Annotated in this window: 14 protein-coding genes and 1 pseudogene; 5 read left to right on the forward strand and 10 right to left on the reverse strand. The window is 64.5% G+C overall.

Features of this window, described 5'->3' with window-relative positions:
• Positions 1-46 precede the first annotated feature (46 nt).
• The gene (locus A5634_RS30185; RefSeq protein ID WP_367593469.1) at positions 47-208 is read left to right on the forward strand and encodes a hypothetical protein; all 162 of its coding nucleotides are present in this window, start codon (positions 47-49) and stop codon (positions 206-208) included.
• Here A5634_RS30185 and A5634_RS27755 read toward each other — a convergent pair.
• Positions 178-825 (reverse strand): annotated as a pseudogene (locus A5634_RS27755) (LysR family transcriptional regulator); the annotation flags it as partial. The gene A5634_RS30185 and the pseudogene A5634_RS27755 overlap by 31 nt on opposite strands.
• Before the next feature lie 25 nt (positions 826-850).
• Here A5634_RS27755 and A5634_RS23945 point away from each other — a divergent pair.
• Both A5634_RS23945 and A5634_RS23950 read left to right on the forward strand, forming a co-directional pair.
• Positions 851-1,963, forward strand: a complete 1,113-nt coding sequence (locus A5634_RS23945; protein WP_065146521.1) for a hypothetical protein — start codon at positions 851-853, stop codon at positions 1,961-1,963.
• Between the two features lie 23 nt (positions 1,964-1,986).
• A complete protein-coding gene (locus A5634_RS23950) occupies positions 1,987-2,541 on the forward strand; it encodes a UGSC family (seleno)protein (RefSeq protein ID WP_065146522.1) in 555 nt (184 codons plus the stop codon).
• 34 nt (positions 2,542-2,575) lie between these two features.
• Here A5634_RS23950 and A5634_RS23955 read toward each other — a convergent pair whose 3' ends face one another.
• The 5 genes from A5634_RS23955 to A5634_RS23975 form a co-directional block, all read right to left on the reverse strand.
• Positions 2,576-3,118: a DUF3558 domain-containing protein gene (locus A5634_RS23955; RefSeq protein WP_065146523.1), complete on the reverse strand. Its 543-nt coding sequence runs from the start codon at positions 3,116-3,118 to the stop codon at positions 2,576-2,578.
• A gap of 34 nt (positions 3,119-3,152) precedes the next feature.
• On the reverse strand, positions 3,153-3,965 hold the full coding sequence (locus tag A5634_RS23960) for a polysaccharide deacetylase family protein (protein WP_065146531.1): 813 nt from the start codon (positions 3,963-3,965) through the stop codon (positions 3,153-3,155).
• A gap of 171 nt (positions 3,966-4,136) precedes the next feature.
• Positions 4,137-6,389, reverse strand: a complete 2,253-nt coding sequence (locus A5634_RS23965) for a heavy metal translocating P-type ATPase (protein WP_065146524.1) — start codon at positions 6,387-6,389, stop codon at positions 4,137-4,139.
• 14 nt (positions 6,390-6,403) lie between these two features.
• Positions 6,404-7,300, reverse strand: a complete 897-nt coding sequence (locus tag A5634_RS23970; RefSeq protein ID WP_065146525.1) for a hypothetical protein — start codon at positions 7,298-7,300, stop codon at positions 6,404-6,406.
• On the reverse strand, positions 7,297-7,509 hold the full coding sequence (locus tag A5634_RS23975) for a heavy-metal-associated domain-containing protein (RefSeq protein WP_065146526.1): 213 nt from the start codon (positions 7,507-7,509) through the stop codon (positions 7,297-7,299). The genes A5634_RS23970 and A5634_RS23975 overlap by 4 nt, the downstream gene beginning before the upstream one ends.
• 231 nt (positions 7,510-7,740) lie before the next feature.
• On the opposite strand from A5634_RS23975, the gene A5634_RS23980 reads away from it, so the two are divergent.
• Complete coding sequence (locus tag A5634_RS23980; RefSeq protein WP_065146527.1) at positions 7,741-8,214, forward strand: SRPBCC family protein; 474 nt, start codon at positions 7,741-7,743, stop codon at positions 8,212-8,214.
• Here A5634_RS23980 and A5634_RS23985 read toward each other — a convergent pair.
• Entirely contained in the window at positions 8,199-8,765 is a 567-nt protein-coding gene (locus A5634_RS23985) for a pyridoxamine 5'-phosphate oxidase family protein (RefSeq protein WP_065146528.1), read from the reverse strand. The two genes, A5634_RS23980 and A5634_RS23985, sit on opposite strands and share 16 nt — an antisense overlap.
• Before the next feature lie 129 nt (positions 8,766-8,894).
• Here A5634_RS23985 and A5634_RS23990 point away from each other — a divergent pair, with 129 nt between their 5' ends.
• Positions 8,895-9,473, forward strand: a complete 579-nt coding sequence (locus A5634_RS23990) for a TetR/AcrR family transcriptional regulator (protein WP_301337127.1) — start codon at positions 8,895-8,897, stop codon at positions 9,471-9,473.
• An 8-nt stretch (positions 9,474-9,481) separates the two neighbouring features.
• On the opposite strand, the gene A5634_RS23995 is transcribed toward A5634_RS23990, so the two are convergent.
• The 3 genes from A5634_RS23995 to A5634_RS24005 all read right to left on the reverse strand — a co-directional run.
• A complete protein-coding gene (locus A5634_RS23995) occupies positions 9,482-10,198 on the reverse strand; it encodes a cutinase family protein (protein WP_065146529.1) in 717 nt (238 codons plus the stop codon).
• 46 nt (positions 10,199-10,244) lie between these two features.
• Positions 10,245-11,237 (reverse strand): LLM class flavin-dependent oxidoreductase, encoded by a 993-nt coding sequence (locus A5634_RS24000; RefSeq protein ID WP_065146530.1) that lies wholly within the window; start codon positions 11,235-11,237, stop codon positions 10,245-10,247.
• Between the two features lie 29 nt (positions 11,238-11,266).
• The coding region (locus tag A5634_RS24005) for a TetR/AcrR family transcriptional regulator (protein WP_081290630.1) at positions 11,267-11,832 on the reverse strand (566 nt) is incomplete at its 5' end.

Consider the following 11,832-nt stretch of genomic DNA (forward strand, 5'->3'; position numbering starts at 1 on the left):
GTCCGCGCGGCAACGCATCGATCCGGCGGAGTTGGCCCATCAACCGATGATTTTGTGGACCCGGGCGGCGGCCACCACCACCTACGCCGATGTCGTCGAACTGTTTCGGATGCATGAGATCGATCCGCCCATCGTCGACGAAGTGCCACGCGTCCAAACGATCCTGGCACTGGTGGCCGCCGCCCGGGTCCACAAAATCATCGGTTGATGGGCCAACTCCGCCGGATCGATGCGTTGCCGCTCGGACAGGCTGTGCTCCTCGCATACGACCGCGGCGAGCGGATCGTCAATCAGGGAGTGAATCGTCAGCGACGGGTCGTCGACGGGCCCGCGCAGGAAACCGACATCGATGCGGTGCTCGCTCAGCCCCACCACCTGCTCAATGCTGCCCAGTTCGGTGAGCTCGAGCTTGACGTCGGGATACTGCCGGTGATGCGCGCGCATGACATAGGACAGCACTCCGTCGATGGCCGCCTGCATCGCGCCGATGTGCAGATGACCGAGCTGGCCGGTGCCGGCGCGGCGTGCGGCGGCGAAGGCTCGCTCGGCGTGGGTAAGCGCCAGGCGCGCCTCCTCAAAGAGCGCGGTGCCGGCGTCGGTCAGCTCGATCGGTCGCCGGGACCGATCGATCAGTGCGGTGCCCAATTGGCGCTCCAGCTTTTGGATCTGCTGACTCAGCGGCGGCTGCGCAATGTGTAGCCGCTGCGCGGCGCGCCCGAAATGCCGTTCCTCGGCGACCGTCACGAAGTACCGAAGCAACCGCAACTCCGGATCTGTCATATCCACAGTATATGAAAGCTGAGCAAATATGTCTTGGACCAACATGATGTAAGCGATTTACGGTTTGCACATGACCGCACCAATCCCCGCTGAGCGCGACCTCGTCGAGTACTACTTCGACCAGCCGTGGAGCGACGGGCTGCCCGTCGTCCCGCCCACGCCGGAACGGGTCGCCGCGATGGTCGACACGCTGGGTCAGAACCCCACCGAACTGGTGGCCCGAATCCCGCCCCGGTGGGGCAGCCTGACCTGTGAACTGCTTGCGGTGAACATGGTGATGGCCGGCTGCAAACCCGAATACGCACCGGTAGTGCGGGCCGCCGTACTCGCGCTGACCGACCCGCGATTCAACCTCAACGGTATCCAGGCCACCACCCACGTCGTGTCACCGCTGATCGTGGTCAACGGCCCGATCGCTCGGCAGATCGGAATGAATTCCGGCGGAAACGTTTTCGGGTCGGGCAACCGTGCCAATGCCACTATCGGCCGTGCGGTGCGGTTGGTCCTGCTCAGTGTCGGCGGCGGCATCCCGGGCGAGCTGGACAAGAGCACCCTGGGACACCCGGGCAAGTACACCTTTTGCATCGCCGAAAACGAGGAGGCCAGCCCCTGGGCGCCTTATCACGTCGAGCACGGCTATGCTCCGCAAGACAGCACGGTCCTGGTGATCGGCGCGGAAGCTCCACACAGTGTCACCAACCATATTTCTGATGACCCACAAGGCATTCTGGACTCCATCGCCTCGGCAATGAGTACCGTCGCACACAACAACGCCGTCCTGGGCGGTTCCTGCACCGTCGTCATCGGTGTGGAGCACGCCCGAACGATCGCGTCCTTCGGCTGGTCCCGCGACGACGTGCGGCGCTATCTCTGGCTACAGGGCACCAACTCCTGGGACGACGTGAGCTATGGCAACTACTATGCGCCCGCCGGCGGACAAACCTACAACCGCAATCTGCCCAAGTGGTATCCGCGTGAGCCGGGACAGCAGGTGCCAATTGTCTTCACACCCGACGACATTCACCTCTTCGTGGCGGGTGGATCGGCCGGTAGGTTCTCGGCATTCCTGCCTGGTTGGAGTACCGCGACGACGCCGGTGTTGCGCGCGGTCGCGGACAACAAATCTCGTGACCGCAACAACACCCGGGAGCTGGATTGTTCCGACGGTAGTTGCCGACTGTAGAAGCCACAGCGAAAGGAAAAGCCATGTCCCACTTGGTTTACGACCCGTGCGGCGTTGTTGACGTCGAGTCGATCCCGTCGGCGCCCCGTCCGAATCGCACCGATGGTCTGCGCCTAGGTGTGCTGAGCAACACCAAATGGAACGCCGCTAAGTTGCTGCGCGCCACGGTGCGCCGACTGATCGACGACGGACTGTCCTTCGCCGCAGTCACCTACTACGACAAGCACCACTTCTCCTCGGATGCCAGTCCTGAGTTGATCGCCCAGATCGCGACCGAGAACGACATCGCGCTGACCGCGATCGGCGACTGCGGCTCCTGTTGCTCGGCGTGCGTCAACGACGCCGTTCGGCTCGAACAAGCGGGAGTGCCGACAGTGGCAATCGTGACAACGGAATTCGAGCTGGAGGCACGCCTGCAGCGCGAATCGCGAGGCCTGGCAAGCCTCGAACCGGCGGTCGCCTCGCATCCAATCAGCAGCCTGACGCTGGACCAACTCGACGACCGCGCCGCCGAGATCGCGCCCCAGGCGCGCCGCATCTGGTTCAGCCCCTCCGCCGAGCGTCGTACCGCGTCATGATGCATCACCGTGGGCCGGTAGCCCTAGACCCGCTTCACTTCGCTGCGGCGATAGTTTGACGCGAGAGTTCGGTGGCGATGTCGCATGGGTTGGGAAATGGCTTGCGGGTGAACTGGATTGACCATTCGAAGAAGTCGTCTTCGAACTGGATCGCCACATCGCAGAGACGGGTGCCGAGCCGGTCGATGGCCATCGCGATATAGCCGGTGTGCCCGTCGATGGTGATGTCGTTGACTACGGAACGGGTGAAGTCCTCGTTCTTGCGTTCCCGCCCGATTGGGCTGCCGCGAAACCAGCTGAACGAGAACCATGGCCCCGTAATGCTGCCGTTCACCAGCCACTGGCAACCCAATGGATTGCGGGCGGTGACGACCAGCCCGGCTGTTCGGGTCAGTTGCGCGAGGGTCTGGTCGCTCACGCCGCCGCACTCCGGAAACGACGGGCCATGCGTGGCCTGTCTCGTGGTAATGACCGGCGAAGATGGGGACGGGTTGCCCGGCCCGGGCGCGCTGTCGGTGCATGCGGCCATCAGCATGGCTGTCGCGGCAACCGAGGCGATCGTCCGACGGGCTCTCATTGGTCGCAGGAGGTGGACGGACTCGCAGTGCGACTCAGGGCGTCTTGAGGAATATGTCGTTGAAGGTGACGGTCCGAAGGTTCCGCGCACGGATGATGTCGACCAGCTGCGGGTAGACGTGGGTGACCGGCAAGTGGTTGAGATGTCCGATGACAATGGCCTGCGGAACGAAGTACTGATCGGCCATCTTCACGATGTATTCCTCGGTGATCAACGTCGAGTCTGACAGCGACCCTGACCACAGTACCGGGACGCTGTAGCCCAGGTCGGCGGCCACGGCGTCGACGGCAGCATTGTGCTTGGCGTACGGCGGACGCCAATATGGCTTCGCCGCAACGCCATACGTCTTCTTGAGGAAGTCGTCGTTGCGCATCAACTGCTTGGCGATATCGCCTTTGGACAGCGTGGTCAGATCGGGATGCGACCAGGTGTGGTTACCGAGTTCGATCTGCCCGGATTCGACCAGTGGCCGAAGCAGTGCCTGGTTGTCGATCCAGGAGTCATAGGTTCCGTTGACGAAGAATGTCAACCGGATGCCGGTGTCCTTGGCGAGCTGAGTGTAGGCGCGGACGACCTCGCTATTGGTGCCGTCGTCGACGGTCAGTGCCAGCAGATCACCAGTGCCCGGCAGCTGGCTGAGCACGCCGCCACCGGGAAGCCGGATGCGTGCACTCGGGGGCGGCGGTGGCAGCAGGCCCGCCACGGTCGGGCCGGCGGGCGGCATGGCTTGGGCGGCGGCAGGCGTCTGGGCGAATGTGCGTGGTTGTGGGTCGACCATGCAGCGGGCCAGACCCACGCCCGCAACAGTCGAGACTGCGAGGGACCCAAGAAACCGGCGGCGGCTCAGCTCGGACATTCGACGGCCGCACTCAATCGCATGGTGCGACGCCGCTTACGCACGCCCGAATCCGGGCTGCTATCCAGCATGTTCAGCGACGGCACCACAGCAGCGAACCGTACCATGACCAGCGCCGATATACCGGGCGGAGCGCCGGGGGTGACCCATTTGTTGCGGCAATCACAGTGACCCCTGCGGACCCAGTACATCTCGTGGCACGGGCCGCCCGGCGACGCTGGTGAACGAACGCAGCCGCAGGCTGTTGCCGACCACGAACACGCTGGACAACGCCATCGCGGCGCCGGCCAGCATCGGGTTGAGCAGCCCGAATGCCGCCAGCGGCAGCGCAGCGACGTTGTAGCCGAAGGCCCAGAAAAGGTTGGTCTTGATCGTTGCCAGTGTCCGGCGGGACAGCCGGATCGCGTCCGCCGCGGCACGCAGGTCACCGCTCATCAGGGTTATGTCGGCCGCCTCGATCGCCACGTCCGTACCGGTCCCCATGGCCAGTCCGAGGTCGGCGGTAGCCAGAGCGGCGGCATCGTTGACACCGTCGCCGACCATCGCGACGACGCTGCCCTGAGCCTGCAATGCCTGGATGACCGAGACCTTCCCGTCGGGCAGCACCTCGGCGATCACCTGGTCAATGCCGACCTCGGCGGCGATGTGTTGCGCCACGGCGTGGTTGTCACCGGTGAGCAGGATGGGCGTCAGGCCCAGGCGCTTGAACTGTTGGACGGCTTCGGCGCTGGTGGGTTTGACGGTATCGGCGACGACCAGGAGACCGCGGACGCGGCCGTCCCATCCGATCGCAACGGCTGTCTTGCCGTCTGCCTCGGCGCGGGCCTTGGCTGCTTCCAGCAGCGGATCCAGGTGCGGATCAAGCTGGTCGGCTCGGCCGACCACGACTGCGCGACCTTCTACGCGGCCCCGCACGCTTTTGCTTGCCACGCTGATGAACTCTTCGGGTTGCGGCAAGGTCCCGATTTCGGCCTTGGCGCGCTTGGCAATTGCCTGTGCAATGGGGTGTTCGGAGGCGTCCTCGAGTGCTCCGGCCAAACGCAATACCGTGGCGCGGTCCGTATCGGCCGCGGTGACGACGTCGATGAGAGTCATCTTGCCGGTGGTCACCGTGCCGGTCTTGTCGAGCAGGATCGTGTCGACCGCACGGGTGGATTCCAGGATCTCGGGTCCTTTGATCAGCACGCCCAGTTGTGCGGCTCGGCCGGTGCCGACCAGCAACGCGGTGGGAGTCGCCAGCCCGAGGGCGCATGGGCAGGCGATGATGAGCACCGCGACCGCGGCCGTCAACGCCGCGGAGAGCGGCAAGCCCGCGCCGAGCCACACCCCCAATGTGCCGACCGCGATCGTGATCACGACGGGCACAAAGATCCCCGATACCCGGTCGGCCAGCCGCTGGACCTGCGCTTTGCCGGTCTGCGCCGCTTCGACGAGCGTGGCCATGTGGGCTAACTGCGTGTCGGCACCGACCCGGGCCGCCCGCACCAGCAGGCGCCCGCCGACATTGACGGTTGCCCCGGTGACAGTGTCGCCGGGTCCCACCTCGACTGGAACGGACTCGCCCGTGAGCATCGAAGCATCCACCGCCGACGACCCCGAGACCACTACGCCGTCGGTGGCGATCTTCTCCCCGGGACGCACGACGAACTCCTCGCCTACGCCGAGCCGCTCAACGGGAATCCGGATCTCGCTGCCCTCACGTAGCACCGCGACATCTTTGGCGCCGAGTTCGAGCAGAGCGCGCAGCGCGGCACTGGCGCGGCGCTTGGAGCGCTTTTCGGAGTAGCGTCCAGCCAGGACGAACATAATCACGCCCGCGGCCACCTCGAGGTAGATGTTGCCGGCGCCGTCGCTAGGCGTCACGGTCAGCTCGAACGGGTGGCGCATGCCGGCCTCCCCGGCTGTCCCGAGAAACAGGGCATACAGGGACCACAAGAAGGCCGAGAGGGTCCCGACCGAAACGAGGGTGTCCATGGTTGCCGTGCCGTGCTTGAGATTGACCCAGGCGGCCTGGTGAAACGGCTTGCCGGCCCACACGATCACCGGCGCCGCCAAGGTCAGCGCGGCCCATTGCCAGTAGCGGAACTGTAGGGCCGGGACCATCGCCATCGCGATCACCGGGCTGGCGAGAATGATCGACGTGACCAGACGCTCACGTAGCGATGTCAATTCCGGGTCCGGGGATGCGTCCCCGGCACCTTCGTGGTGTTGCGGCAAGACCGCGGTGTATCCGGCGTCTTCGACTTCGGCGACAAGGGTCTGCGGATCGTAGCCCGAAGGTATTGCAACGCTGGCCTTTTCGGTTGCGTAGTTGACGGTGGCCGCGACGCCAGCCAGGGTGTTGAGCCGCTTTTCCAAGCGTGCCGCGCACGAGGCGCAGGTCATTCCCGAGATTTCGAGTTCGATGGTGGTCATCGCGGCCTCCTCCTTTACTGGTGAGCTGCCGACGGATTGCCGGCATCGACGACAAATTGGGCGGTGTGCACTTGTCCGTCAACTTGGAAATCGAGGTAGAGCAGGTAGCACCCCGCGGTAGGAGGTGTTGTGCCAAAAGAAATTTCGGGTCCCGCGGTGGATCCTGAGCGGGCGTCCGGACCGTCGGGGTGCGCGTGCAGGTAGGCCAGGTCGCCCGCCCGCAGTACGACCAGGTGTCCGTATGACCCCAAGTAGGGCTGCAGCGTGGTCACGGGTTTGCCGTCGCGGCTGATAGTCGCTTTCAGCGTCGAGGCCGTTCGGGTCTGCAGACTGCCGTCGATCGAGACGGTGAACCCGGCTACCCGGCTGATGCGGGAAACGTTGGTTGCAGTGCGCGGGTTGAACACCCCACCGACCTCGACAGTGTCGGAAAGTACTGTGCCAGCGCCTGTTTGGCTCGGGACGAAGTCCGCGAAAATTCGATAGGTTCCCGCGGTGTCCCACGCCCAGGGGATCGACCATCGACCGTCGGTGTTCATGGTCGGGTGCTCATGGCGATACTCGGCACCGTCGCTGCGTACCACGATCAGGTGCATCTGTTTAGTGTTCTCGGTATCGAATTCGGTTACCGCCACCCCGGCCAGAGTTTCGATCCGAAACGACAGCATGCCCTGGGTCTGCACCGTTGTCGGTGCGGTAACCGACGTAAGCATGACGTCGCCCTCGCTGAGCGACACACCGCGTACCGGATTGCCGTGTGCGGTGCCATGTTCGGCGGCGTGTTCGGTGGTCCGGCTACGGGAAGCGTCGCCATGGTTGGCCGGACCGACCATACCGCCCACCCATATCGACGCGCCGAAGACGGCCACAAGCCCGACGCAGAAGACCGCGAGTTTGGCGGGCGTCCTCATGAGACCAGCAGCGCGGTGAAACCGGCCTCGTCGATCGCATCCAGAACCGAAAGCGTGTCGACCGGATTCGAGCTCGTGACGGTCAGCCGTCCGGTACGCGCGCTGACCTCAGCGACTTCAACTCCGGCGACGTGCGCCACCTCGTCTAGGACGGTGATCTCGCACTGCCCGCAGCACATCCCGGACACCTGGTACTCGCGTGTGATCATGACGCGCTCCTTCCATATACCCCCAGGGGGTACCAGTTTTATACCCCAATGGGGTATGCGAGTCAAGGTGCGCCGCAGCCGGCTTCCAGGTCATGTGCACGCCGGGCGCCGACGGCGAAACGTTGACCTGCGCGTGGTCTCGCGAGTTGGATGGCTGGTAGATGTGGAAGGCGAGGTCGGACTACCCGAATTTCGCAGCACCACAACAGCTGTGAAAAGAGAGGAATCACGATGACCGTCACGATTGTCGAAAGAGGCCCCCGACGGGTGAGTCGGCGCGTCGAAGTTGCCGCGCCGGCAAGCGAATTGTTCGCGATGGCCGCGGATCCCCGGCGTCACAGTGAACTGGACGGCTCAGGAACGGTGCGCGACAACGTCAAAGCGCCGGACGAACTTCGCGAAGGCGCCAAGTTTTCGACGAACATGAAAATGCTCGGCTTGCCCTACCGAATCACCAGCACGGTGACCGAATTCAAGCCATACGAGGTGGTCGAGTGGCGTCATCTGTTAGGCCACCGGTGGCGATGGGAATTCGAGGCGATCTCACCGACCCTCACCCAAGTGACCGAGACGTTCGACTACCACAGCGCCGGCACGGTGAAGAACAAGCTCAAGTACTACGAGCGAATGGGTTTCGCGAAGTCCAACGCATCCGGCATCGAGGCGACGCTGAGCAAGCTGCGCGACCGCTACGCAACCGGGTGATTTGAGTCGACGGCGTCCCACGCCACCACGCCTGAGACCCAGTGCGACAGTCGTTCGACCTGTTCGTTCCGGTGCAGGTGGCGCGGCGGTGTGGCGAAAGTCGAGTAGGGGCGGCAACGAATCACCACCCTGTTCTCCCGCTCGCACATTGCTTCGACCGCCGGACGCGCTTCCTCGCCGAGTGGCTGACCTGACATCCGTCCCGCCACCGCCATCATCACGTCGGCCGCCAAGGCGCGGTCTTCGTCCAAAGTCGCATCCGCGTACACCTGCAAGTAGGTGAAAGGCCACCGTTCGTCAAGAACACACAAGCTGATCTTGCCGTCACGCCTGATGACGCGCGCCTTGCCGCGGCCGGCCATGGTCGAGACCAGCAACTCGTCGTCGTCGGTGGGGATGTAGTAAACGATCGACATCCCGGGGCCGTCGTTGCGCCGTCGGTAACCGAACACCGCGGTGCGGTGGCTACGGACGAATTCGCGACGCTCGGACGGGAGCATGTCGCGGTCGGTGGGCGCCGTGTACGGTTCCCTCGCCAGGGGCAGGAGCATAACGAAACATCCTTAGTAGCAGGGGCGTTGACGCCGCGGTCTATTTATGGATACAGTGTCACCATAAATACTGATGATGTCAACCCATCGCGGCGCCGGGGACGTCCGGCGCTGCCGCCGGAACGGATCGTGGGCGCGGCCCTGGACCTCGTCGATGACGAAGGCGCCGACGCGCTGTCGATGCGGACGCTGGCGCAGCGCCTCGGATCTGGCACCGCGACGCTCTACCGGCACTTCGCCGGCCGGACCGAATTGGTGGCCATGGTCGTCGATCGGATGCTCGGAGAGGTCAGCTGGGAGCATGCCGTCGGTTTGGCGTGGGACGAGGTCTGTATCTCGTTTGCGCAGAACATGTTTGATGCACTGCGCCGGCATGGGAAGGTCGCGCCCCTGCTGGTCGGGCATGTCCCGATGGGGCCCAACGCGATGGCGCAGCGGGAGTTTCTGCTTTCGGTGCTACTAGACAGCGGCTTTCCGGCGCAGACTGCGGCGCGCATCTATGCCACCCTGTCGCGCTACGTTCTGGGTTTCGCTATGCAGGTCTGCGCGGAATCACAAGTCAATGACGCGCAGGTAGAAACAGCGTTTCAACGACTCGATCCCGCTCGATACCCCGCGACGACTGCCGCCGCCGACCAACTGCCCGTGCCGTTGGCCGACGAGTTCGACTTCGGCCTACGGTCGCTGGTTGCCGGACTGGCCAGGTAACAGCTGTGTCAGTTTCCGAAGCCGGGAAGTACTGGCGCAGGCGCGGGACCGGGGCCGCCCACTCGACTGGCGGCAAAAGCCGCGCCCTGATCGATCATCTCCGCGTCGTCCGCGTATGAATTGTGGGCGGCGAAGTTCATCCCCTCCGAGCACACCGGATCCTCGAAGGCGCATATCTTGAGGGTCTTCGCTTGATAAAGCGGACCGATGGCTACCGAGGGCTGGCCGAGGAACTCCATGGCGCGCACGTTGGGGGTCCCGAACAAAACCACGGCCGAGACGTGTTCTGCCACGGCGGGATCCAGGGGTTTGGGCACGGTCGCCGGGTCAACCCCGTCCGGCACGTGTGCCGACGTCACGAAGCCCATCACGGCGGCACCTTGGGAGAAGCCGGAGAGCACCATCTTGGTCTTGGGACAGGCGCCGGCCATCGAGTTCACGTGAGCGCCGGCATCCCTGATCCCGTCGATGCCGGTGGCCCACTCTTCGCTCGCGGGATAGTTGACCGAGTAGACGCCCATCGACTGCGGGCCGAGGCGCGGACGCAACGCGTCGACGAAGGCCTGGCCGGTTTGGCCAAGACCCTCCTCACCAGTGCCCCTCGCGTACACCACCTCTACGTCGGGACAGGGTTCGGCGGACGCGGTGGGCGGCGCGGATATCAGGACGGAGGCACTGAGACCTGCGGTCACGGCAGCTGCTAAACCAACAAGACGTGCGATCATGCCGCCTATTTTGCCCTCTTATACGAATCCCAAACCACCGGGATCGCTAATCACCATTAACATCTGGCGGTATCGCCGGTGGACGCGGGGTACGCACGTGCGGAAACACCTCGTCAACCAACCGGTGCAAGCTGGCCCACCCGTCCTCGATCGGCAGTCCGCCCACCAGCGGATTCATCACCACGTCCGTTCTGCCGCTTCGAATTTGTGCGACCAATTCTTCGGGGGTGAGTATCTCGACGTTGTTGAGCCGCCGCAGCTCCCGAATCGACGCGGCGGCAGACTCGTTGGGCCGTGGCACACCGGCACGCTTCCAACCGCTGTATTCGGCGGCCTCGTTCATGAGGAAACCGCCGTAGCGCGACCAGGCTTCGTCGGGGTCAGGGTGAAGGAGCGTGACGGTGCTGCCGTTTTCGGGATGGTAGGCAAAGCCTGTCTTGCCGCGTTCGCGCAATTCCCGTTCGTATAAGGCGACCAGATCGGGCATGGCCATCGGTGGCGAGAAGGGCAACCCGAAACGCGCAGCGCGCCGCGCTGCGGCCGCGGTCATTCCGCCGACGAAGAAAAAGGGGTGCGGCCGAGTATGCGGTTTGGGCGTGACGTTGATGACGGCGCCGTCATACTCGAACGGTTCGTCCCCCCATGCCTGCAGCAGCACCGACAGGCAGCGATCCATCAGTGCACCCCGCTGCGACCAATCCTTGCCGGCGGCATGGTATTCCTCGGGCCGATAACCCATTCCGGCCACGAAGCTGAATCGCCCCTGGGCGAGATTGTCCAACACAGCGATGTCCTCGGCGAGCCGAATCGGATCGTAGAGCGGCACGATCAGCGCGTTGACGCTGATGCGGACGTGGCGGGTTCGTCCGGCGAGAGCGGCGGCAAGCAGCAGGGGCGACGGTAGCCAACCCGTGGTGGCCAGGTGGTGTTCCTCGCCGCTGACGGCAGTGAAACCGTTGGTATCGGCGTACTCCGCCATCTCCAGCGCGGCCCTATAGCGGTCCCCGTGCCGTGCCGTGGGGTCGGCAATGTTGGTCATGTTCAGCCGTAACGCGGTGAGCAATGTCCTCACCCACCGGCCGCCTTCGTGGTCGGTGCGAACAGCGTCCCCCTGATCATCCGCTTGGCCGACGCCAGAGTGGCCTCGTAGGCTTCCGGGCTCAGCCTGGCCGCCGGCTCGGTCAATCCGCGGGTCAAAGCGCAGATGGCATCGATGGCGGGTCCGGGGGCGGTGCCGGGGGACAGCGAGCCCTGGGCGTGCGCCCGCTCGACAATCTCAGCGACGATGTCGTGCAACGCTTTGGAGCCGGGGTACTGCGGCCCGTCATGCGGGGATTTCGCCGTGCTTTCCGAACGAACCGCCCGCAGGAACGCGGGCAGGTACGGGTAGTCGTGCATCAATCGTTTCGACTCGTCCAACACGGTGTCGAGTTGCTCGACAACGTCATCGGACTGCGCGACGGCGGCGCGTAATCGGGGCAACACGATGTCGTCGATCTCGTCGGCAGTTGCTTTGAGGAGCTCGGATTTGTTCGGAAAGTAGTGGTAGAGGCTGCCGCTGGTCATGTCGGCAGCCTTTGCGATCTCACGGATGGTGCTTTGCGAGTAGCCCACCTCGGCGACGCAACGCATGG

The sequence above is a fragment of the Mycobacterium asiaticum genome (assembly GCF_001673365.1).
Taxonomy (GTDB): domain Bacteria; phylum Actinomycetota; class Actinomycetes; order Mycobacteriales; family Mycobacteriaceae; genus Mycobacterium; species Mycobacterium asiaticum_A.

Bases quoted from the DNA above. Each gene is read 5' to 3' on its own strand.
- A5634_RS23955 (WP_065146523.1), bottom strand. From the start codon at position 3,118: ATGAGAGCCCGTCGGACGATCGCCTCGGTTGCCGCGACAGCCATGCTG.
- A5634_RS23965 (WP_065146524.1), bottom strand. From the start codon at position 6,389: ATGACCACCATCGAACTCGAAATCTCGGGAATGACCTGCGCCTCGTGC.
- A5634_RS23995 (WP_065146529.1), bottom strand. From the start codon at position 10,198: ATGATCGCACGTCTTGTTGGTTTAGCAGCTGCCGTGACCGCAGGTCTC.
- A5634_RS23980 (WP_065146527.1), top strand. From the start codon at position 7,741: ATGACCGTCACGATTGTCGAAAGAGGCCCCCGACGGGTGAGTCGGCGC.
- A5634_RS23975 (WP_065146526.1), bottom strand. From the start codon at position 7,509: ATGATCACACGCGAGTACCAGGTGTCCGGGATGTGCTGCGGGCAGTGC.
- A5634_RS23970 (WP_065146525.1), bottom strand. From the start codon at position 7,300: ATGAGGACGCCCGCCAAACTCGCGGTCTTCTGCGTCGGGCTTGTGGCC.
- A5634_RS23985 (WP_065146528.1), bottom strand. From the start codon at position 8,765: ATGCTCCTGCCCCTGGCGAGGGAACCGTACACGGCGCCCACCGACCGC.
- A5634_RS23945 (WP_065146521.1), top strand. From the start codon at position 851: ATGACCGCACCAATCCCCGCTGAGCGCGACCTCGTCGAGTACTACTTC.
- A5634_RS24000 (WP_065146530.1), bottom strand. From the start codon at position 11,237: ATGACCAACATTGCCGACCCCACGGCACGGCACGGGGACCGCTATAGG.
- A5634_RS30185 (WP_367593469.1), top strand. From the start codon at position 47: ATGATTTTGTGGACCCGGGCGGCGGCCACCACCACCTACGCCGATGTC.
- A5634_RS23950 (WP_065146522.1), top strand. From the start codon at position 1,987: ATGTCCCACTTGGTTTACGACCCGTGCGGCGTTGTTGACGTCGAGTCG.